This window comes from Micromonospora sp. Utrum1 (assembly GCF_057197805.1).
On the sequence record NZ_CM170071.1, the window covers coordinates 343,295 to 364,590 of the forward strand.

A 21,296-nucleotide genomic window follows, 5' to 3' on the forward strand; every position below is an offset into this window, starting at 1 on the left:
GAAAGGACCGGGCGGTGGCTGGTAGGCACCTTCGTACCCGCAAGTTCTCCTCGCCCGCCGGCATCGCGGCCACCGCGGTCGTCGGCGTGGTGCTCGCCATCGGCGGCACCGTCGGCGCGGTCCAGCTCACCTCGGCCGAGCCCGCCGCCACGCCGGCCGCGGTCGAGGCGCTGCCCAGCACCCTCGCCCCCAGCTCGGCCTCCCCCTCCGCCTCGCCGAGCGCGGCGCCGAGCCTCAGCCCCTCGCCGAAGGCCACCCCGAGCCCGACGGCGACCCGGACCCAGGCGGCGTCCCGGAGCAAGGCCCGCACCGCCAGCCCGAAGCCGACCGCGAAGAAGACCACCGCCGCCGCGAAGGTCGTGGACAGCGGCTCCTGCGGCGCGTCCTTCTACGACGAGGGTCAGATGACCGCGAACGGCGAGACCTTCAACCCGGACGCGCTGACCGCCGCGCACAAGACCCTGCCGTTCAACACGAAGGTCCGGGTGACCAACCCGGCCAACGGCAAGTCCGTCGTGGTCCGGATCAACGACCGCGGCCCGTACATCGACGGCCGGTGCATCGACCTGTCCCGGGCCGCCTTCGCCGCGATCGCCTCGACCGACCTCGGCGAGCTGACCGTCAGGTACGAGGTCCTCGGCTGACCGGGTGACCGGCGGCGATCGGGTCGGTGACGGGATCCGGCCGGGCAGAACCTACTCGGACGACGGGCCAGGTTCATTCACCCGTTCACGTCCATCAGGCATGCTGTCCGATGTACGCACGCAACCCTTCCAGTCGGGCCCCGGCCCGCTGAGCCCCGGATCCCGCGCCGGCCTCGGCGCGGCCCTCGCGCTGCTCGCGATCGTGTCCGCCGTGGAACTGGCCGACGGGCGCCCCGCGCACTACATCGCGCTGATGGTGGCCGCCCCGTTCCTCGCCGCCGCGCTCGCGTCCTGGCGGGTGGTGCTCGGGGTGGGCGTGCTCGCCACCGGGATCGGGGCGGCGTTCGCCCTCGCCGAGCAGACCATGTCGCTGGTCACCGCGGTCAACGTGGCCGGCATCGCGCTGGCCACCGCGATCGCCGGCGCCGTGGCCGCGGTACGCCAGCGCCAGTCCGAGCGGATCGCGGAGCTGTCCCGGCTCGCCTCGGTCGCCCAGCAGGCGGTGCTCCGGTCGCTCGGCCCGCAGGTCGGCACCCTGGCGGTGGCCGCCCGCTACATCTCCTCCACGGCCACGGCGGAGATCGGCGGCGACCTGTACGAGGCGATGGACACCCCGTACGGCGTCCGCATGATCATCGGTGACGTGCGCGGCAAGGGGCTGGACGCGGTCCGGCTGGCCAGCATCGTGCTCGGCTCCTACCGGCACGTGGCGTACGAGCGGGCGGACCTGCGCGCGGTGGTGACCGACCTGGACCGGGCGGTGGCCCGCAACGTCGGCGACGAGGACTTCGTCACCGCCGCGCTGGTCGAGGAGCGGGGCGGCACCCTCACCATCGTCAACTGCGGCCACCCACCGCCGCTGCTGCTGCGCCGGGGCGCGGTGATCCCGCTGGAGCCGCCGGCGCCCGCGCCGCCGCTCGGCTTCATGCCGGTGGTCCGGCCCCGGGTGGAGCGGCTGGAACCGGGCGACCGGCTGCTGCTCTTCACCGACGGGCTGGGCGAGGCGCGCCGGGACGGCGAGTTCTTCCCGACCGCCGACCGGGCCTGGCGACTGCTCGGCCACGGCACCGTCGCTGACGGCCTGGCCTCGCTGGAGACCGCCCTGGTCGAGTGGGTGCACGGCCGGCTCGACGACGACATCGCGCTGGTCCTGATGGAGTACACCGGGCCGCGCAGCGCCGCCGCCGCGCCCGTGCCGAGCTGGGAGGTCGGCGCGGCCGAGAGCTGAGCCACCGGTCACTCCGTCAGGTGAACCGGAAGTGTGTAACCGCTGTCACTTTGGAGATCGGCTTGTCGTTGGCTACCGGCGAGTAATACAGTCTGGAGTTACTGATCGGTAACACCTGTCCGGAAGCGGGGCCAGCGAGCATGACCCACTACAAGAGCAACCTTCGGGACCTCGAGTTCAACCTCTTCGAGGTCTTCGGGGCGGACCGGACGTTCGGCCAGGAGCCGTACACGGACCTGGACGTCGACACCGCCCGTAGCTTCCTCTCCGAGGTCGACCGCCTGGCCCGTGAGGACCTGGCCGCCAGCTACTCGGACAGCGACCGCAACCCGCCGGTCTTCGACCCCGCGACGCACACCGCGCCGCTGCCGGAGTCGTTCAAGAAGTCGTACCAGGCGTTCATGGACTCGGAGTTCTGGCGGTTGGACCTGCCGGAGGCCCTCGGCGGCACCAACGCGCCGCGCGCCCTCTGGTGGTCGCTCGCCGAGCTGGTGCTCGGCGCGAACGCCCCGATCTGGATGTACGCCTCCGGCCCGTCCTTCGCGCACGTGCTGCACGTCGAGGGCACCGAGCAGCAGAAGAAGTGGGCCCGGCTCTTCATCGAGAAGCAGTGGGGCTCGACCATGGTGCTGACCGAGCCCGACGCCGGCTCGGACGTCGGCGCCGGCCGCACCCGGGCCGTCCCGCAGCCCGACGGCTCCTGGCACATCGAGGGCGTCAAGCGCTTCATCACCTCGGGCGAGCACGACCTGACCGACAACATCGTCCACTACGTGCTGGCCCGCCCGGTCGGCGTCGAGGGCGTCGGCGGCCCGGGCACCAAGGGCCTGTCCCTCTTCGTCGTACCGAAGTTCCACTTCGACGAGGAGACCGGCGAGCTGGGCGAGCGCAACGGCGTCTTCGCCACCAACGTCGAGCACAAGATGGGCCTGAAGGTCTCCAACACCTGCGAGGTGACCTTCGGCGAGCACGGCGTGCCGGCCAAGGGCTGGCTGCTCGGCGAGAAGCACGACGGCATCCGGCAGATGTTCATGATCATCGAGTACGCCCGGATGATGGTCGGCACCAAGGCGATCGCCACCCTCTCCACCGGCTACCTGAACGCCCTGGAGTACGCCAAGAACCGGGTGCAGGGCGCCGACCTGGTCCAGCAGACCGACAAGTCCGCCCCGCGGGTGACCATCACCCACCACCCGGACGTGCGCCGCTCGCTGCTCATGCAGAAGTCGTACGCCGAGGGCCTGCGCGCGCTGGTCTGCTACACGGCCACCTGGCAGGACAGGGTCGCGGTCGCCGAGGCGGCCGGCGACGAGAAGGCCACCAAGCTGGCCAAGCGGGTCAACGACCTGCTCCTCCCGCTGGTCAAGGGCGTCGGCTCCGAGCGGGCCTACGAGCTGCTCGGCCACGAGTCGCTGCAGACCTTCGGCGGCTCGGGCTTCCTCCAGGACTACCCGCTGGAGCAGTACGTCCGGGACGCCAAGATCGACACCCTCTACGAGGGCACCACGGCCATCCAGAGCCTGGACCTGATCTTCCGGAAGATCGTCCGGGACAACGGCAAGGCCCTCATGGCGGTCGCCGGCGAGATCCAGGAGTTCATCGCCTCCGAGGCCGGCAACGGCCAGCTCAAGGAGGAGCGGCAGGCGCTCGGCAAGGCGCTCGGTGAGATCCAGAACATCCTCGGCGTGATGATGGGCTGGCTGACCGAGGCCCAGGGCGGCGACGCCCGCGCCCTCTACAAGGTCGGCCTGAGCAGCCGCCGGTTCCTGCTGGCGGTCGGCGACTTGGTGGTCGGCTGGCTGCTCCAGAAGCAGGCGGACGTGGCGCTGAAGGCGCTGGGCGGCGAGGTCTCCGCCACCGACAAGGCGTTCTACACCGGCAAGGTGGCCGCCGCCCGGTTCTTCGCCCGCGAGGTGCTGCCGCGCATCGGCGCCGACCGGCGGATCATCGAGGGCGCCGACCTGGAGATCATGGACCTCCCGGAGGAGGCGTTCTGATCCCCGCCGGGGTGTTTCGACCCTGACGACCGACCGACGGCCGGCGAGCGGACAGCTCGCCGGCCGCCGTCGTGTTTTCACGCCCCGGCCGGTAGGCGGGCCCCCTGGCGGGTAACCGTCGCGGACCACGACAGGGCACGCCCAAGGGCCACCGCACAGGGGAGTGCAGCGCACATGGGCATTGGCAGCGCCATCTTTCTCATCGCGCTCGGCGCGATCATGACCTTCGCCATCCGGGCCAACGTCTGGTGGATCGACCTGCGTGCGGTCGGCTGGGTGTTCATTCTGGCCGGGCTGGGCGTGTTGCTCACCACGCTCTGGTTCTGGCAGGACCGCCGCAAGCGGGCACGCACGCTCATCGTGGAGGAGAACCGGCTCTCCCACCCGACCGCGATGATGCCCCCGCCGCCGGACCCGCCGCCGCCGACCGCCCCACCGTCCTGACCGGCTGAGCCCACCGCGTGGTGGGCTCAGCCGCGTGCGGTGTGCCGGGCGGTGATGGGCGCCCCGCCCGGTGCGAGCTCGGCCCAGCGGGTGGTCGGCCGGTGCACGACCAGGTCGGTGGTCCGCAGCCCGTCCGGATCCGCCCGCTCCGGGTCGAGCAGCGCGGAGAGCAGCGAGATGCCCGGATTATGGGTGATCATCAGCACGTACCGGGCGTCCGGGTCGACCGCCCGGACCAACTCCAGAAGCCCGTCCGGGTGCGCCTCGTACGCCGCCGGCTCGTAGCGCACGGCGGGTGCCGACCCGGCCGGGCCCCCCTCCGGCGGGGATCCGGTCGCGCCCAGCGCCACCCCGTGCCAGGTCTGCCGGGTCCGCCGGGCCGGCGAGCAGAGCACCACGTCGGGGAGGAGCGTGTGCCGGGCCAGCCACGCGCCGGCCGCCGCCGCGTCGGCGTGGCCCCGTGCGGTCAGCGGCCGCTCCTCGTCAGGGGTCTCCTGGGACTGCTCCGCCTTGGCGTGTCGCAGCAGCACCAACGTCCGCTGCTGGTTCCTGCCGTCCGTCATGCGCCCAGCTTGCCTGATTGGCGATCTCCGCGCCTGGGTATGTCGACGTGTGCCGCTACCTCATCCATGGCCGCGGCGGGCAGGAAACGCCAGCAGGACGCCAAGGAGGCGACGTCATGGGCATCGGTGCCAGCATCTTCCTCATCGCGCTCGGCGCGATCTTCGCGTTCGCCATCGACGCCAACCTGGGGTGGCTGAACCTGAACGTGGTGGGCTGGGTGCTCATGCTCGCCGGAGTGGCGGGCCTGATCACCACGCTCTACTTCTGGAACAGCCGCCGCCGGGTGGTGGCCGCCCCGGTGCGCGAGCGCGTCGTGGCCGAGCCGGTCGTGCCGGTGCAGGACGACCGGGTCGTGCGCGAGGAGTACCGCGAGGTGCGCCGCCCGGGCTCGGGCTACCCGGTCTGACCCGCACCGCGAACGTCGGGGGCCCCGCGACGGCGCGGGGCCCTCGCCTTTTCTCTGCGGCCGACCGGCGCTCAGGCGAACAGCGCGAAGTAGATCGCCACGTGGTGGCAGATCGCCGCGACCAGGGTGCAGGCGTGGAAGAACTCGTGGTGGCCGAAGACGGTGGGCCACGGGTTCGGCCGGCGCAGCGCGTAGAAGACGGCGCCGACGCTGTAGATCGCTCCGCCCACGGCCAGCAGCACCAGCGCGGTGACCCCGCCGGAATGCAGGATCTCCGGCAGCATCGCGACCGCGACCCAGCCGAGCGCCAGGTAGAGCGGGGCGGAGACCCAGCGCGGCGCGTGCGGCCAGATCAGCTTGACCGCCACCCCGGCCAGCGCCCCGCCCCAGACCAGGCCGAGCATGATCGTGGCGTGCCGGGTGTCCAGCAGCAGGGCGCAGAACGGCGTGTAGGTGCCGGCGATGAACACGAAGATCATCGAGTGGTCCATCCGGCGCATGATCTGGTAGCCCCGCTCGGACCAGACCCGGCGGTGGTAGAGCGCGCTGGTGCCGAAGAGACCGCACACGGTCAGGCTGTAGATCAGGCAGCTCACCAGCGGGGCCCAGCCGGGGCGGACGGCGGCGATGGAGCAGAGCACGATGCCGCAGACCAGCGCGGCGAAGAACGCGTAGGTGTGCAGCCAGCCGCGCATCCGGGGTTTCCCGATGTCGACCGGCTTGAGCCGGAGCGGTGCGGAGGTGGTCACGCTCAACAGGTTACGACACCGTAGGTTACTTGCAAGTAGTGTGGACCGTCACGGTCGCCGACGCGAGGATGACGGGATGCGGATCCGGACCGTCGGCGCGCACGCCCTGCTGCTCGACTGCGACGGCCCCGAGCAGGTCGAGGCGTGGCGGGGCGAGCTGTGGCGGCGCCGGGCGGCCGGTGAGCTGAGCGCCGTCGAGATCGTCCCGGCCGCCGCCACCGTCCTGGTCGACGGCGTGCCGGACCCGGTGACGGCCGCCGAGCGGATCGCCGGGTGGACCCCGGCGGGCGCCACGGCCACCACCGGCGCCGCCGAGGTGCGGGTCCCCACGGTGTACGACGGCGCGGACCTGCCCGCCGTCGCCGAGCACTGGGGCGTCGATGTGCCCGCCGTGGTGGACCGGCTGCGGCGGACCGAGTTCCGGGTGGCGTTCTGCGGCTTCGCGCCGGGGTTCGCGTACCTCACCGGGTTGCCGGCGGAGCTGGCCGTGCCCCGGCTCGCCACCCCGCGTACCCGGGTGCCGGCCGGCTCGGTGGCGCTGGCCGGTCGGTACGCGGGGATCTACCCGACCGCCTCGCCCGGCGGCTGGCTCCTGGTCGGGCGGACCGACCTGGTCCTCTTCGACGTGCACGCCGACCCACCGGCCCGGCTCACTCCCGGCACCCGGGTCCGGCTGGCGAGCCCGTGATCGAGGTGCTCCGGGCCGGTGCCCTCACCACCGTGCAGGACCAGGGCCGCCCCGGCTGGGCCCACCTCGGCGTGCCCCGCTCCGGGGCCCTCGACCCGGCCGCCCTGCGGCTGGCCAACCGGCTCGTCGGCAACCCCGAGCACGCCGCCGGCCTGGAGATCACCCTGACCGGCTGCACCCTGCGCGTCACCCGGGCGGTCACCGTGGCGCTCACCGGCGCGGAGGCGGACGTGCGGATCGAGCGCCCGCCCGCCCCGGACACGCCGCCCGGCCCGGGCCGACCAGCCAAGCACCCGCCCGGCCCGGGCCGGCCCGCCGGGCACCGGCCCGGGGACATGGGCCGGCCGCTGTCGCTGCCCGCCGGGGCGACCCTGTGGATCGGTCCGGCCCGCGCCGGGCTGCGCAGCTGGCTCGCCGTCTCCGGCGGGATCGCGGTCGAGCCGGTGCTCGGCAGCCGGGCCACCGACACGCTCTCCGGCCTCGGCCCGCCCCCGCTGCGCGACGGCGACCGGCTGCCCCTGGGCGCCCCGACCGGCCCGCCGGCCCCGGTGGACCTCACCGTCGTTCCGGCGGTGCCGGCCGGGCTGCGGCTGACCCTGCGCCCCGGCCCCCGGCAGGACTGGTTCACCCCCGCCGCGCTCGACCTGCTGTTCCGCACCGCGTACGCGATCAGTCCGGCCAGCAACCGGGTCGGCGCGCGACTGGTCGGCGCGGCCCTGCCCCGCGCGGTGGCCGGCGAGCTGCCCAGCGAGGGTCTCGTCCTGGGCGCGGTACAGGTGCCACCGGACGGCCAACCGCTGATCTTCCTGGCCGACCACCCCACCACCGGTGGATACCCGGTCATCGGGGTGGTGGAGGACGTGACCCCGCTCGCGCAGGCCCGCCCAGGCACTACGGTGACGTTTCATGGACCTCAACGCTGACCTCGGTGAGGGATTCGGCATCTGGCGGCTCGGTGACGACGAGGCGCTGCTGGGGCTGGTCACCTCCGCCAACGTCGCCTGCGGCTTCCACGGCGGTGACGCGTCCACCATGCACCGGGTCTGCGTGGCCGCCGCGCGGCGCGGAGTCGCCGTCGGCGCCCAGGTCGGCTACCGGGACCTCGCCGGCTTCGGCCGGCGGCACATCGCCTACGACTTCGCCACACTGCGGGACGAGACGATCTACCAGCTCGGGGCGCTGGACGCCTTCTGCCGGCTGACCGGCACCCGGGTGCGCTACCTCAAGCCGCACGGCGCGCTCTACCACGCGGCCGCCTGCGAGGAGGCCCAGGCCGCCGCGCTGGTCGCCGCGGTCAGCGGCTACGACCACGAGCTGCCGGTGCTCTGCCCGCCCGGCTCGGTGCTCGCCCAGCTCGCCGTCGGTGCCGGCCTGCGGGTGGTCGCCGAGGGCTTCGCCGACCGCAACTACCTGCCCAACGGGCAGCTGGTGCCCCGGAGCGCCGCGAACGCGCTGGTCGAGGACCCCGACCAGGTGGCCACCCGGGCGGTCCGGATGGCCACCGAGCGGACCGTGGTCGCGGTCGACGGCAGCGTGGTGCCCTGCCCGGTCGAGTCGATCTGCCTGCACGGCGACACCCCGGGCGCGGTGCACTGCGCCGAGCTGGTCCGGGCCGCCCTCATCGACGCCGGGGTCGTCGTCACCCCGTTCGCCTGACCGGCGGCCCGTCCGTTAGACGTCCAGGCCGCGCAGCACCAGCGGCAGGCGGGTCGTGCCGCCGGCCACCACCCGGACCGGCACGCCCCAGTCCTGCCGGGTCAGGTGGCAGGCGGCGTGCTCGACGTCAGCGTCGCAGGTGGCCGCCTGGGCGGTCACCTGGAGCACGCCCTGCGCCACGTCGCCGCTGAGCACCAGCCGGCGGGACAGGTCCGTGCTCGTCCCGGCCCCCTCGACCAGCAGCTCCGGCGGGGACGCCGAGACCACCACCCGGGTCGACGGCCCGTACGTCTCGTCCAGCTTCTGCCCGGGCGCGGGCGTGAAGATCACGTCGAGGGTCAGCTCGCCGGCCGCCACGTCGGTGGGCTTGCGCTCCAGCTTGTGCCGCGGGCCGTCGACGGTGTTCGCGCCCGCCGCGGTCAGCGCGCCGGGGGCCAGCCGGGTGAGCCGGTGCGCGGCCGACTCGACCACCAGCACCTCGCCCTCGGCGGTGAGCACCAGGTCGCTCGGCTCGGCCAGCCCGTCGGCCACCGTGCCGACCTGATCGGTCTCCGGGTCGAAGCGGCGCACCGCGCCGTTGTAGGTGTCCGCGATCAGCACCGAGCCGTCCGGCAGCGCGCACACCCCCAGCGGGTGCTGGAGCAGCGCCCGGTCGGCCGGGCCGTCGACGTGGCCGAAGTCGAACAGGCCCTGCCCGACGGCGGTGCCCATCACACCGTTCTCCACGTAGCGGATCGCGCTGGTCTCGCTGTCGGCGACCCAGAGCCGGGCGCCGTCGGCGGACACGGAGAGGCCGGAGGGCTGAGCCATCCAGACGTCCGGCAGCGGGCCGTCGCGCAGCGCCTCGACCGTGGTCCCGGCGTACATGCCGGCGGTCCGCTTCGTCGGGTCGAACCACCAGAGCTGGTGGATGCCGGCCATGGCGATGACGACCTTGTCGTCGTACCAGGCGACGTCCCAGGGGGAGGAGAGGTCGACCGAGCGGGCGTCGTGCGCGTGGTCGTCGACCGTCGAGCGCCACTGCCGCCCGGTGCCGGCGATCGTGACCACCTCGCCGCTCTCCAGCTGCACGCCGCGCAGCAGGTGGTTGACGGTGTCCGCGACGACCAGGTCGTAGCCGGCCACCTCGGCCACGTGCGGGGGCAGCAGGCAGAGCCCCTGCGGCTCGGAGAAGGTGGCGCCGTCGGCCGGACCGTCGGCGTGGCCGCGGCTGCCGGTGCCGATCCGGCGGACCAGGGTCTCCCCGTCCGGGGCCAGCTCGACCAGGGAGTGCCGGGCCGAGTCGGAGACCAGCAGGTTGCCGCCGTCGAGCACCACGGCCTTGCCGGGGAAGCGCAGCGGGGTCTCCGGCTCGGCCGGGGGCACGTACGGGCCCTCGCCCCGGTGCAGGGTGCCCTTCGCCTCGTGGGTGGCGATCAGGTCGTCGATCAGCCGGGCCAGCCCCTCGGCGTGCCCCTCGCCGGCCATGGTGGCGACCACGTAGCCCTCAGGGTCGACCACCGACAGGGTCGGCCAGGCCTTCGCCGCGTACTGCTGCCACATGTCCATCTCGTGGTCGTCGAGCACCGGGTGGTGCACGCCGTACCGCTCGACGGCGGCGGCGAGGGCCACCGGATCCTTCTCGTGCTCGAACTTCGGCGAGTGCACCCCGATCACGACCAGGACGTCGCCGTACTTCTCCTCGAGCGGGCGAAGCTCGTCGAGCACGTGCAGGCAGTTGATGCAGCAGAAGGTCCAGAAGTCCAACAGGACGATCTTGCCGCGCAGGTCGGCCAGGGTGAGGTCCTTGCCGCCGGTGTTCAGCCAGCCCCGGCCGCGCAGCTCGGGTGCCCGTACTCGTGCGCTCATGCCCCCATCGTGCCGCACCGCCGTCGGCGGCCGGGCGGATGGGGCGGTGAAGACCGACACGCTTCCGCGGGCTACCCGGCGGACCGGCCCCGCCAGCGGGCCACCAGGTCGGCCTGCTGCGCCGGGGCGCCGGGGAGCGGGGCCTCGACGGGGTTGTGCAGCGCCTGGAGCAGCAGGGTCAGGTAGCGGTGCCGCAGCGCGGCGCCCCGGTCGGCGCCGGGCAAATCGACCAGCATGACGGTCTCCAGCAGCAGCACGATGTCGGCCGCGCTGACGTCGTCGCGCAGGTCACCCGACCGACGTACCCGGTCGAGGAGCGTGTCGGCGAGCCGCGTCGCCCGCTCGGCCATCCGGCTCAGCTCCGGGGTGGGGGCGAACGTGCCGGCCAGCCGCTGCGCGAGTGCCTGGCCGCCGCCCTCGACGACCCGGTGCAGGCAGGCGACGTAGGCGTCCCAGGGCGGCGCCTCGGCGGAGAGCGCGGTCTCCAGGTCGGCGATGTAGCGGGCCAGGCCGTCGGCCGCGAGGGCGCGTAGCAGCTCCTGCTTGCTGGGATAGCGCCGGTAGAGGGCGCTGATGCCCACGCCGGCGCGGCCGGCCACGGCCGAGACGGGCGCGTCGGGGTCGGCCAGGAAGACCTCGCGGGCGGCGTCGAGGATGCGGGCGTCGTTGCGGGCCGCCTCGGCCCGGCGGCCGCTGAGCGGGCCGCTGTCGGGTTCGGACATGAGCCGACCATAGCAGTGGAACGGATCGTTCCGTTCTGCTACCCTGGAACGGAACGAAACATTCCGTTCCCCGAAAGGACCGGCCTCGTGAGCTTCCCCGTCCTCACCACCGCCCTCGACCTCCTGCGCCGCGCCGCCGAGGGGGTTCCGGCCGACCGGCTCGACGACCCGACTCCGTGCGACCGGTGGACCGTCGGCCAGGTGCTGATGCACGCCGCCGGCGACCAGCACGCGTGGGCGGCGTCGGTCGGAGCCGGCGCGCCCCCGGCGTACAACCCGTTCGACCCGCCGCGGGGCCACGACGAGGGCGTCCCGAGCGTCGTGCGGAGCGCGGTCGAGGCGGCCGCCGCGACGTGGGCACGGGTCGACCCGGCGGGCGAGCCGGTCGGCACGCCGCTGCCGCCCGTGCCGACCATGGACCCGCAGCTCGCCGCCGCCACCTGCGCGCTGGACGCCGCGGTCCACGCCTGGGACGTCGCGGTCGCCACCGGGCAGCCGGCGCCGCTCACCGCCGAACTGGCCGAGCAGCTCATGCCGGCGGCGCGGGCGACCGCCGAGCCGCTGCGCGGATTCGCGTACGCCGCCGCGCTGCCCGCCGAGCCCGGCGACCCGGTCGCCGCCCTCCTGGCCTACCTCGGCCGCGACCCGCACTGGCAGAAGTGACGACGACGGCGGGGCCACGGATCCCCGTGGCCCCGCCGTCGTGGCAGTTGCTACTGGCCGGCCGGCTTGAGGCAGAGCACCCGGTTGGTCCCGTCGCCGGGAAGGACCACCTGGGGCTGTGCCGGGTCGGCGCACTTGTCTCTGCTGTCGACCCTCGACACCACGGTGAACGCACCCGGCTCGCCGCAGTCGGCCGCCACCGCGGTCGCGTCGGACTGCTTGACGCAGGAGCCCACCGCCGGGTCGAAGCCCGCCGGCTTGTCGTCCCCACCGATCTTGCCGAGCAGGGTGAGCAGGCCGAGCGGCACGGCGAGGATGAGCACCGCGGCGATCAGCACCATGGCCAGCACGCGGCCGTTGCGCACCTTCGGCGTGGGCGCCTCGGTCTTCGGCTCGGCGTCCGGCTTGAACGCCTCGAAGCGGCCCTGGTTCGGGTCGCCGCCCGGGCTCGCCTGCGGCCAGCCCGGAGGGGCCTGCTGGGGCGGCGGCGGGAAGGCGGGCGGGAAGCCGCCCGGCTCGCCCATCGGCCCCTGCCCGGGTACGCCGACCGAGGCGCGGCCGCCGCCCGGCCCCCCGAACGGGTCGCCGGGCACGCCCGCCGGGCCGCCGAACGGGTCGTGGTGGCCGTTCGGCGGACCGAACTGGTCCTGGTGCCCCCCGGGAGCGCTGAACTGGTCCTGGTGCCCGCCGGGAGCGCCGAACTGGTCCTGGTGCCCGCCGGGAGCGCCGAACGGGTCGTGCGGCCCGCCGGGGGCCCCGAAGGGGTCGCGCGGCCCGCCCGGGCGCTCGCCGTTGTGCGGGTGCACCCCGTTGGCCGGCCGGTTGTTGGCGGGCGGGTCCACGAAGGACGGCATGCCGGGCGGGAACGGCGGCGGACCGGCGGGCGAGGACGGCGGGGCCGAGTGCACCGGGGGCGCGTCGGCGTACCCGTGCGGGCGGTCCGCCTCGTTCGCCCGGAACTGCGGGCCCGGCTCGGGGAAGCCGTTCGGGCCGTCCTGCCCGGGCGCCTCCTCCGGCTCCGGACGGGCGGGCCGGCCGTAGACCCGCGGCTGCGGGGCCGGTACGCCGGTCGTGGGCAGCGGCTGGTCGTCGGGGGGCGTGACCCGGCTGGCCATCGGCACCGAGGCGCTGGCCGAGACGGCACCGGCCTCCGGCGAGGTACGCGGCCCGGGGACCACCGGCCCGGCCGGCGACTGCGGTTCCTCGTGCGCCGGGGCGGGCGTGCCCCAGCCGGCGTCGGCGGCCTGCTCCGGCTCGTACGCCTGCGGGTTCCGGTCGGCCGGCTCGAACGACGCGTAGTCGGCGGGCGGGGCGGCGGCCAGGGCGGCGCCCGGCACCCGCTGCTCCTGGGGCGGCAGCGGCACCGCGTTGGCCGGGGAGATCCCCGGCCCCGGCGCCGGCTGGTAGCTCGACCCGGCCTCGGCGCGGGCCGGCTCCCAGCCCGGCGAGGCGGACTGCTCGGGCTGGGCCTCCGCGGCCCGGCCCCACGCCTGGCCCGGCGCCCACGGCTCGGCCTCCGGGATGCCCGGACGCTCGCGGGTCCACTGGCCCGGGCTGTCCTGGTTGCCGGCCCAGGCGGGCGGCGAGTCGGGGGACGGGACGGATGCGCTGGCCCGCGCGGGCGCTTCGGCCGGCGCGGGTGCGGCGGCGGAACCCCAGCCGGGCTGCCCCGGCTCGTCCGCCGGCCGCTCCGGCTCGCGCTGCTGCGGCACCGCCGCGGCGCCGTTCCACGCGCCGGCCGGACGCTGCTCTTCCGGGGCGCCCCAGGCGGACGGCTGCGGCGCCTCGGCGGCGCCGGCGGAGCGCCCCGCGGCCCAGCCGCCGGAGCGGTCCGGGTCGTCGTCCCGGCCGGTGGCCGGGCCGTTCTCCCAGTTGCCCGCGCGGCCCTGATCCTCCTGGGCGGGCCAGGCGCTCTCGGGCCGGACGGCGCCCGGGACGGAGACCTTCGCGGCGGCGCGGGCGGTCGGCTCGGCCGGCGACCAGCCGGGGCCGGCCTGCTCGCCCTGCTGGCCCCAGGCGGGCTGGCCGTCCTGCTGCTGGGCGGCGGCGCCGACGGCCCAGCCGCCGGAGTTGTCCTCCTGCGCCGCGCGCCAGCCGCCGGAGCGGCCCGGATCGTCGTCCTGCTGCCCGGTCGCCGGGTTCCACCCGCCGGACCGGTTCGGGTCGTCCTGCCCGGCCGGGGTGGCCCACGACTCGTTCGGCACGGTGGCGGGCGCGGGCACGTGCGCGGCGCCCCGGGTGCCCGGCTCGCCGCCCTGCGCCCAGGCCGGCTGCTCGCCGGACGGGGCCGGGGCGGCGCCCCAGGCGGGTGCGCCCTGCTCGTTCGGCCAGGCCGGCGGGTTCGGCTCGGTGGGGTTGCCCGGCGCGGCGGCGGCCCAGGCGGGCGGCCCCGACTCGGCGGTGCGGTGGGTGCCGGCCTGCTCGGGCCCGCCCCAGGCGGGTGCTCCCTGGTCGGGTGCGCCCCAGGCCGGACCCGGTTGCTCGGGAGCGGCCCAGGTCGGCTGCGGGGCGGCGCCCCAGCCGCCCGGCTCGGCCGGCGGGGGCACCTGGGCGGTGGCCCGGCCGGCGGCGGGCTGGCCGCCCGGCGGTGTCCAGGCGGGGGGCTGGTCGTCCGTCGCGGCCCAGGCGGGGGCCGGCTGGGCGGGCCGACCGGCCGGCGGGGGCGGGGCCCAGCCGAGGTCGGGCGCGCCGTACCCGTTGTCCTGCTGCGCCGGGCGGTCGCCGTACGGCACCGGTCCGCCGGCGCCCGGCGGCACCTCGCCCGGCTCCTGGCCAGGGCGGTGCGGGGCCTCGGACGTCATGGGTGCGCCTCCTCCATCACATGTCGGCCGCCGATGCCGATCGGGACCGTCGGCATGGCTGCCGGCGTCGCCGGCGGGTACCGGCCGTGCGGGCTCCCCGCACCGTATCCGGTGGCCGCCCGGAGGCGCCCGGGGGAGCACCGGCCGTCACTGGCCGTCACCGGACGATATCGATCGGTTGCTCTCGAGGCGATCGGTCCGGGGGCGGCCGGTTGGCGACCGAGACCCACCGTACCGGGCGGTGCGGCGAGGTGGAATCCCGGTGTCAATCGACCTGAAACGCCGAAGACCCGCCCGGTACGCCCCGGGCGGGTCTTCGAACTGGAGGAGGTGAGGAAAGTAGGGGAGCGTCAGCTCATGTGACGCTGGGCGATGGCGAGAAGCTCCTCGCGGACCGCGGGCGAGTTGGCGGAACGCAGCGCGTGCTCGATGGCACGGGCGCGGCGGTTGGCGTCGCGGCGGTTGCGGATTCGCTCGATCATGCTCATCTGGGTCTCTCCTCCTGGCTATTCGGTTGTCAGCCCCTTGATGTCTCTATTCAACCGCAGAACGCCCCCAACTTCCATCGATTATTAGGTGAGCTGAACCACGTACCTACGGATCGTAGGTCAACGGCCGTTCCGAGCCGAGGTTTCATCCGCCAACGGCAACGGCCGGTGTGCCGGGCGTTCACCCCTGGCACACCGGCCGTGGCCTGATGCGATGGACCGTCAGGTCCAGGCGAGCAGCGCCGCCTCCGGATCGGCCAGGAAGTCCCCGATGTCGCGGAGGAACTTCGACCCGAGCTCACCGTCGATGATCCGGTGGTCGAAGGAGAGACCCAGGGTGGTGACCAGGCGCGGCTTGACCTTGCCCTTGTGCACCCACGGCTGCTCCCGGACCGCGCCGAAGGCGAGGATCGCGGACTCGCCCGGGGGCAGGATCGGGGTGCCCGTGTCGACGCCGAAGACGCCGACGTTGGTGATGGTCAGCGTGCCGCCGGTCATGTCGGCCGGCGAGGTCTTCCCCGCCTTGGCCGTCTGGACGAGATCGGTCATCGCGTCCGCCAGCTCGCGCAGCGAGAGCCGGCCGGCGTCCTTGATGTTCGGCACGATGAGGCCACGCTCGGTGGCCGCCGCGATGCCCAGGTTCACGTAGTCCTTGACCACGATCTCCTCGCCGGCCCAGGTCGAGTTGACCATCGGGTGGCGCCTGACCGCCAGCAGCACCGCCTTGGCGACCAGCAGCAGCGGCGAGACCCGCACGTCCCGCCACTCGCGCCGCTCGCGGAGCCGGTCCAGCGCCTTCATCGCCCGGGTCACGTCGACGGTCAGGAACTCCGTGACGTGCGGGGCGGTGAACGCCGAGCGGGACATGTTCTCCGCGGTGAGCTTGCGTACCCCCTTGACCGGGATGCGCTGCTCGCGGTCGGCGCCGAAGCTCGCGGCGGCCGGGGCCTGCGCCGCGACCGTCAGCGGCTCGGCCGCCGCCGGGGCCGCCGCCGCCCGCTCTACGTCCTCCCGGGTGATCGAGCCCAGCGGGCCCGAGCCGGTCAGCGCGGCGAGGTCGACGCCGAGGTCCTTGGCGAGCTTGCGGACCGGCGGCTTGGCCAGCACCGGGCCGGTCGCCCGGCCGCTGCCGTTCACCGAAGGCGCGGGCGGCGCCGGGGCCGGCGCCGGGGCGGGCTGGACCGGAGCGGCCGGGGCCGCCGCGGCCTGGACCGGGACGCCGCCCTTGCGCGGGCGGCGCTTGGCCGGCGCGTTCCGCGGGCCGTAGCCGACCAGCACGGCGGTACGCCCGCCCGGCGCCACGCCGCCGATCAGGCCCGGCTCGACCATGCCCTCCTCGGGTGCGACCTCGACGGCGGCCAGCGAGGCCGCCGACGGGGTGGGCAGGTCGGCGGCCGGCGCACCGGTCGTCGACTGCTCGATCGGCCCGGCGTTCGGGTCGGTGTCGATCGCGATGATCGGGCTGCCGACCTCGACCGTGGCGCCCTCCGGGTGGAAGATCGCCTGCACCCGGCCGGCCCACTTCGCCGGGATCTCGACCGCCGCCTTGGCCGTCTCCACCTCGACGATCGGCTGGTTCAGCTCGATGTCGTCGCCCACCTTGACCAGCCAGGCGAGGATCTCGCCCTCGGTCAGGCCCTCGCCCAGGTCGGGGAGGTTGAACTCCTTGATCCGTGACATGCCGCTCACCAGCCGAAGGTGCGGTCGACGGCGTCGAGCACCCGGTCGAGGTCGGGCAGGTACTCCTCCTCCACCCGGGCGGCCGGGTAGGGGGTGTCGAAGCCGGTGACCCGCAGCACCGGGGACTCCAGGGAGTAGAAGCACTCCTCGGTGACCCGGGCGGCGATCTCCGACCCGAGGCCCAGGTTGCCCGGGGCCTCGTGGACGACCACGCAGCGGCCGGTGCGCTTCACCGACTCGTACGCGGCGGTCAGGTCGAGCGGGGAAAGCGTGCGCAGGTCGATGACCTCCAGCTCCCGGCCGTCCTCGGCGGCGGCGGTGGCCGCGTCCAGGGCGGTGCGCACCATCGGGCCGTACGCCAGCACGGTGGCGTCGGTGCCCGGCCGGGCGACCCGGGCGGCGTGCAGCGGGTACGCCTCGGCGAGCGGGGCGTCCAGCTCGACCGGGCCCTTCTCCCAGTAGCGCCGCTTCGGCTCCAGGAAGACGATCGGGTCGTCGGAGGCGATGGCCTGCTGGATCATCGAGTAGCCGTCCTGCGGGTTCGCGCAGCTGACGACCTTCAGGCCGGCGGTGTGCGCGAAGTACGCCTCGGGTGACTCCGAGTGGTGCTCGACCGCGCCGATGCCACCGCCGTACGGGATCCGGATCACCATCGGGATCCGCACCTTGCCCTGCGAGCGGTAGTGCATCTTCGCCACCTGCGACACGATCTGGTCGTACGCCGGGTAGACGAAGCCGTCGAACTGGATCTCGCAGACCGGCCGGAAGCCGCGGATGGCCAGGCCGACCGCGGTGCCGATGATGCCGGACTCGGCGAGCGGGGTGTCGATCACCCGCTGGTCGCCGAAGTCCTTCTGCAGGCCGTCGGTGATCCGGAAGACGCCGCCGAGCTTGCCGACGTCCTCGCCCATGATGACGACCTTCGGGTCGTTCTCCAGCGCCTTGCGCAGGCCGGCGTTGAGGGCCTTGCCGAGGGTGAGCGTCTCCGTGGCCATCAGTGGGCGCTCCCCTCGAACGACTCCATGTACTTCGTGAACTGAACCCGCTGCTCGTCGAGCTCCGGGGACCCGTTGGGGTAGACGTGGTCGAACATGGTCACCGGCTCCGGGTCGGGCATGGCGAGCACGCGCTCCCGCAGGTGCACCGACTCGGCGCGGGCCTGCTCGTCGACCTCGGCGAAGAACGACTCGTCGACGATCTGCTGCTTGGTCAGGAACGCCTTCATCCGGGCGATCGGGTCCTTGGCCTGCCAGGCCTCGACCTCACTGGCGATCCGGTAGCGGGTCGGGTCGTCCGAGGTGGTGTGGGCGCCCATCCGGTAGGTGTACGCCTCGATCAGGCTCGGGCCCTGGCCGTGCCGCGCGTTGTCCAGCGCGTGCCGGGTCACCGCGTACGACGCCAGCACGTCGTTGCCGTCCACCCGCACGCCGGGGAAGCCGAAGCCGCCGGCCCGCTGGTAGAGCGGGACGCGGGTCTGGCGCTCCAGCGGCTCCGAGATGGCGTACTGGTTGTTCTGGCAGAAGAACACCAGCGGGGCGTTGAAGACGCTGGCCCAGACGAACGCCTCGTTGACGTCGCCCTGGCTGGTGGCGCCGTCACCGAAGTAGGCGATCACCGCCTCGCCGTCGTCGCCGCCGGTCTTGCCGTCCATGGCGACACCCATGGCGTACCCGGTCGCGTGCAGGGTCTGCGCCCCGATGACGATCGTGTACATGTTGAACTTGAACTCGTTCGGGTCCCAGCCGCCCTGGTCGACGCCGCGGAACAGGCCGAGCGGCATGATCGGGTCGATGCCCCGGCAGTAGAGGACGCCGTGCTCCCGGTAGGTCGGGAAGGCCATGTCCTGCGTGCGCAGCGCCCGGCCGGAGCCGACCTGCGCCGCCTCCTGGCCCAGCAGGCTGGCCCAGAGGCCCAGCTCGCCCTGGCGCTGGAGCGCCGTGGCCTCGGCGTCGAGCTTCCGGACCAGCACGAGGTCGCGGTAGAGCCCGCGGTACTCCTCGTCGGTGAAGTCGACGCGGTACTCGGTCCCGTCGGGGCCGAGCGCGCTCTCGATCCGCTCGCCGTCGGGCGTGAGCAGTTGCACGAGCTCCGGTTCGCCCGTGGCGGCGGCGCGCTTGGTACGGGGTGCCGCCCGCCTGCTGCGGGTGGCGGCCCCGGGGTCGCCCTTTGCCATCCGTCTCTCCCTGTCTGGTCTGCGCCGGCGCCGGGGGGTGACCCGTGCCGCGCACATCGTGCGCCCGATCCGGCTGGTGCCGGGTCGGTCCCTGGCGGCCGCGCCTAGCCCCGGTGAGGGTTGCCGCGCGGCGTGAGCCGGGTCCCGTGAGGAGCCCGACCCGGGAGCGCCGGCGCCGTACCGCACCAGCCGCGGGGTGCGCGGAGGTGGCGGCTGCGTTGCCGTCGTGCCTGAATGATTGCAGAGGAGGTGAGCGGGCCCACAGTATGGCCTCCTCCACCGGTGACGTTCCGTCTCGTTCACGACGGATAGACGCATTTGTCTGGTGAGTCGTCCTCGGAGGACGGACAATGTGTGTGTCGACACGCTGTGGCGGCTGGTGAACTGACTGTCACTGGTTCAAGCTGATGCAGGATTCCTCTGCGGCATTTGTCCGTTTAGTTTCCACCGGGATCCCGCCCTGTCCACGCGTACGAGGAGTGTGCCGGTGTCCGAGCCGTCAGAGGGTCCTCCGGGTTCCCCGTTCCTCGGCCAGCACCGGGCGGTGCCGCGATCGGCCTACCGACGGGTGGTCGGCGCGCACCGCGCGCACGGCCTCGGCGGCCCGAGCCGGGGCTACCTGTTCACCGTCGCGCTGCTGGCCGGCACCGCCTCCATGCCGATCCTCGCCGCGATCAGCACCGGGTCGGCCACCGTGGGGAACAGCGCCCTGCCGGACAGCAGCACCCCGTTCATCCCGACCCCCTCGGTCGGCCCGGTCGTGATCCCGCTGCCCGAGGGGACCCAGTCCCCGGTGCCGCCCACCCGGACGCCCCTTCCCGGCCCGGGGGCCACCACCATGCCGCCCGCGGCGCCGGCCCTGCCCGACGACAGCGACCTCGGCTCCCGGCACCGGTCCCGCCCGGCCGCCCCCCGGCCGGTGCCCGCACCCGCGCCCACCCGGACCAGACCGGTCGGTCCGCCGCGTCCGTCGCCGCCCTCGCCGTCACCGTCCCCGTCCGACCCGGCCACCCCGGAGCCGACCCCGAGCCCGACCGCAGAGCCCACCGACACCTGGTCCGAGCCCACCACCGGGCCGAGGCCGACCACCGAGCCGTCGCCGACCGACGAACCGGACCCGACGACCGCGCCGCCGGGCGGCACGCCGTCACCCACCGGGACGCCGTCGGAGCCGCCCACGCCGACGCTCAGCCCGCGCCCGCGCCCGCGCCCGCGCCCGCGCCACGACCCGCACCCGAGCGCTACGGCGTCGGCCACCGCCCGCCGGTAGGACCTCACCGGCGGGCGGGTTAGGCCTGCTCGTCGCTCAGGCGGTGCCGGTTCGCCTCGATCCAGGCGTCCAGGGCGGCCGGATCGTCGGGGTCGACGCCGTCCGCCATGAGCTGGGCGACCGCGGCCGTGGCCGGGCTGCGCCGCTCGCCGGTGCTGTAGAGCCGGGCGAACTCGGGGATCATCTCCTCGATCGCCCCGTCGGTGCGGGCGGCGGCCGCCGCCGGCAGACCCCGCTGGCGGGCCGCGTACGCCGCCCAGCCGCGCAGCACCCGGGGCAGCATGGCCGCGTCGTCCATGTCCAGCACGGCCCGGCGGTGCACCCAGTCGAGCAGGAACAGCTCGGCGACGGTCGGGCTCCACCGCATCGGGTCGGCGTCCGGGAAGCTCGCCGCGTGGTCCAGCAGCAGCCCCAGGCAGAAGTGCAGCGAGGCCAGCTCCCCGTCGGCCACCCGGTCCAGGCCGAACCGGACCGCCTCGGGCGAGGCGAGGAAGGCCCGGATCAGCCGGGTCCGCGCCTCGTCGGTGAGCGGCGGGACGTCGGCCGTCGCCGCCGGGGCCGGCGCGGGCAGCACGCCCAGCCGGGCGCCCACCAGCGCCCGGTCGGTGGCCAGTGAACCCTGCGCGGGCAGCTCGCCCAGGTCGTCGGTAACCGCCAGGTGGCGGCTCACCTCGGCACGCATCCGGGCCGGGTCCTCGGTGCGGAACCAGGTGAACTCGTCCTCGGTGCAGATCTCCCGGGCCTGCTCGACGATCCGGGCGGCCGGGCCGCCCACGAACACGTCCTTGGTGATCCCGATGTTGTGGTCGACGAGGGCCACCAGGGCGTGCTCCGCCCCGCCCTCGTCGTCGTCGTAGGCGAAGGTGGCCAGGTAGGAGGTCTGGTCGCCGAACACGTCGCCGTACGACCAGGCGCCGGTGAGGTGCACCCGGCCGAGCTGGCCGGCCCAGGCTGGGGCGTACGCGCCGGGGCGGACCCGGGTGGCGCCCGCCGCGTCCGGCACCAGGGCGGCGAAGACGGCGCGGATGGTGGTGGCGGCCGCGCTGCGGCGGCGCGAGGTGGCGGTGAGGAAGCCGGCCACGAACTCGCGGACGGCGTTCTCCCGGTCGGTCTCGGCAACGGCGTAGACGCTGCCCAGCAGCGCGGCGCCGAGCATCTCCGCGTCCAGGGCGGAGTCGAGCCTCGTCACGTCGCGAGCGGCGTGCAGCACCGCCTCGTAGGGGGTCTGTGGCGTGGCCATGCACCGACCCTACGCCGCCCGGCCCGCCCCGACAC

General features: G+C 74.7%; 20 protein-coding genes. 9 read left to right on the top strand and 11 right to left on the bottom strand.

The genetic code is table 11. The annotated features are described in order from the left end of the window. The first annotated feature begins 14 nt into the window (after positions 1–14). The 4 genes from AC0OLQ_RS01660 to AC0OLQ_RS01675 all read left to right on the top strand — a co-directional run bounded on the left by AC0OLQ_RS01660 (position 15) and on the right by AC0OLQ_RS01675 (position 4,313). On the top strand, positions 15–644 hold the full coding sequence (locus AC0OLQ_RS01660; protein WP_484529915.1) for a septal ring lytic transglycosylase RlpA family protein: 630 nt from the start codon (positions 15–17) through the stop codon (positions 642–644). A 100-nt stretch (positions 645–744) separates the two neighbouring features. After that, positions 745–1,872: a PP2C family protein-serine/threonine phosphatase gene (locus tag AC0OLQ_RS01665; protein WP_357332066.1), complete on the top strand. Its 1,128-nt coding sequence runs from the start codon at positions 745–747 to the stop codon at positions 1,870–1,872. A 140-nt stretch (positions 1,873–2,012) separates the two neighbouring features. After that, on the top strand, positions 2,013–3,869 hold the full coding sequence (locus AC0OLQ_RS01670; RefSeq protein WP_484529916.1) for an acyl-CoA dehydrogenase: 1,857 nt from the start codon (positions 2,013–2,015) through the stop codon (positions 3,867–3,869). 174 nt (positions 3,870–4,043) lie between these two features. Continuing rightward, on the top strand, positions 4,044–4,313 hold the full coding sequence (locus tag AC0OLQ_RS01675) for a DUF6458 family protein (RefSeq protein ID WP_013283345.1): 270 nt from the start codon (positions 4,044–4,046) through the stop codon (positions 4,311–4,313). A gap of 26 nt (positions 4,314–4,339) precedes the next feature. On the opposite strand, the gene AC0OLQ_RS01680 is transcribed toward AC0OLQ_RS01675, so the two are convergent. Further along, entirely contained in the window at positions 4,340–4,876 is a 537-nt protein-coding gene (locus AC0OLQ_RS01680; RefSeq protein ID WP_484529917.1) for a SixA phosphatase family protein, read from the bottom strand. A gap of 116 nt (positions 4,877–4,992) precedes the next feature. Here AC0OLQ_RS01680 and AC0OLQ_RS01685 point away from each other — a divergent pair, with 116 nt between their 5' ends. Then, entirely contained in the window at positions 4,993–5,283 is a 291-nt protein-coding gene (locus AC0OLQ_RS01685) for a DUF6458 family protein (RefSeq protein WP_357332072.1), read from the top strand. A gap of 71 nt (positions 5,284–5,354) precedes the next feature. Here AC0OLQ_RS01685 and trhA read toward each other — a convergent pair whose 3' ends face one another. Next, positions 5,355–6,032, bottom strand: a complete 678-nt coding sequence (trhA, locus tag AC0OLQ_RS01690; RefSeq protein ID WP_484529918.1) for a PAQR family membrane homeostasis protein TrhA — start codon at positions 6,030–6,032, stop codon at positions 5,355–5,357. Between the two features lie 76 nt (positions 6,033–6,108). Here trhA and AC0OLQ_RS01695 point away from each other — a divergent pair, with 76 nt between their 5' ends. Genes AC0OLQ_RS01695 through AC0OLQ_RS01705 form a run of 3 tightly spaced genes read left to right on the top strand, consistent with a single transcriptional unit; the run spans position 6,109 to position 8,376 of the window. Continuing rightward, entirely contained in the window at positions 6,109–6,720 is a 612-nt protein-coding gene (locus AC0OLQ_RS01695) for a 5-oxoprolinase subunit B family protein (protein WP_484529919.1), read from the top strand. Further along, on the top strand, positions 6,717–7,643 hold the full coding sequence (locus tag AC0OLQ_RS01700) for a 5-oxoprolinase subunit C family protein (protein WP_484529920.1): 927 nt from the start codon (positions 6,717–6,719) through the stop codon (positions 7,641–7,643). Before AC0OLQ_RS01695 ends, AC0OLQ_RS01700 begins: the two co-directional genes overlap by 4 nt. Further along, positions 7,627–8,376, top strand: a complete 750-nt coding sequence (locus AC0OLQ_RS01705) for a LamB/YcsF family protein (RefSeq protein WP_484529921.1) — start codon at positions 7,627–7,629, stop codon at positions 8,374–8,376. The genes AC0OLQ_RS01700 and AC0OLQ_RS01705 overlap by 17 nt, the downstream gene beginning before the upstream one ends. Positions 8,377–8,391: 15 nt before the next feature. Here the strand turns inward: AC0OLQ_RS01705 and AC0OLQ_RS01710 are convergent, their stop codons facing one another. Then, on the bottom strand, positions 8,392–10,224 hold the full coding sequence (locus tag AC0OLQ_RS01710) for an NHL domain-containing thioredoxin family protein (protein WP_484529922.1): 1,833 nt from the start codon (positions 10,222–10,224) through the stop codon (positions 8,392–8,394). Between the two features lie 71 nt (positions 10,225–10,295). Further along, positions 10,296–10,946, bottom strand: a complete 651-nt coding sequence (locus AC0OLQ_RS01715; RefSeq protein ID WP_484529923.1) for a TetR/AcrR family transcriptional regulator — start codon at positions 10,944–10,946, stop codon at positions 10,296–10,298. An 87-nt stretch (positions 10,947–11,033) separates the two neighbouring features. Here AC0OLQ_RS01715 and AC0OLQ_RS01720 point away from each other — a divergent pair, with 87 nt between their 5' ends. Continuing rightward, entirely contained in the window at positions 11,034–11,609 is a 576-nt protein-coding gene (locus tag AC0OLQ_RS01720; RefSeq protein ID WP_484529924.1) for a TIGR03086 family metal-binding protein, read from the top strand. Between the two features lie 50 nt (positions 11,610–11,659). Here the strand turns inward: AC0OLQ_RS01720 and AC0OLQ_RS01725 are convergent, their stop codons facing one another. The 7 genes from AC0OLQ_RS01725 to AC0OLQ_RS01755 form a co-directional block, all read right to left on the bottom strand. After that, positions 11,660–14,410: an LppU/SCO3897 family protein gene (locus tag AC0OLQ_RS01725; RefSeq protein WP_484529925.1), complete on the bottom strand. Its 2,751-nt coding sequence runs from the start codon at positions 14,408–14,410 to the stop codon at positions 11,660–11,662. A 350-nt stretch (positions 14,411–14,760) separates the two neighbouring features. Then, positions 14,761–14,898: a hypothetical protein gene (locus AC0OLQ_RS01730; RefSeq protein ID WP_165823299.1), complete on the bottom strand. Its 138-nt coding sequence runs from the start codon at positions 14,896–14,898 to the stop codon at positions 14,761–14,763. Between the two features lie 222 nt (positions 14,899–15,120). Beyond that, positions 15,121–16,578: a dihydrolipoamide acetyltransferase family protein gene (locus tag AC0OLQ_RS01735; RefSeq protein ID WP_484532238.1), complete on the bottom strand. Its 1,458-nt coding sequence runs from the start codon at positions 16,576–16,578 to the stop codon at positions 15,121–15,123. 5 nt (positions 16,579–16,583) lie between these two features. After that, positions 16,584–17,573 carry an alpha-ketoacid dehydrogenase subunit beta gene (locus AC0OLQ_RS01740; protein ID WP_484529926.1) on the bottom strand — a complete coding sequence of 330 codons (990 nt, stop codon included), beginning with the start codon at positions 17,571–17,573 and terminating at the stop codon, positions 16,584–16,586. Continuing rightward, on the bottom strand, positions 17,573–18,751 hold the full coding sequence (gene pdhA, locus AC0OLQ_RS01745) for a pyruvate dehydrogenase (acetyl-transferring) E1 component subunit alpha (RefSeq protein WP_484529927.1): 1,179 nt from the start codon (positions 18,749–18,751) through the stop codon (positions 17,573–17,575). Before pdhA ends, AC0OLQ_RS01740 begins: the two co-directional genes overlap by 1 nt. Positions 18,752–19,366: 615 nt before the next feature. Further along, complete coding sequence (locus AC0OLQ_RS01750) at positions 19,367–20,008, bottom strand: hypothetical protein (protein ID WP_484529928.1); 642 nt, start codon at positions 20,006–20,008, stop codon at positions 19,367–19,369. Positions 20,009–20,040: 32 nt separating this feature from the next. Further along, entirely contained in the window at positions 20,041–21,261 is a 1,221-nt protein-coding gene (locus AC0OLQ_RS01755) for a hypothetical protein (protein ID WP_484529929.1), read from the bottom strand. Positions 21,262–21,296 lie beyond the last annotated feature (35 nt).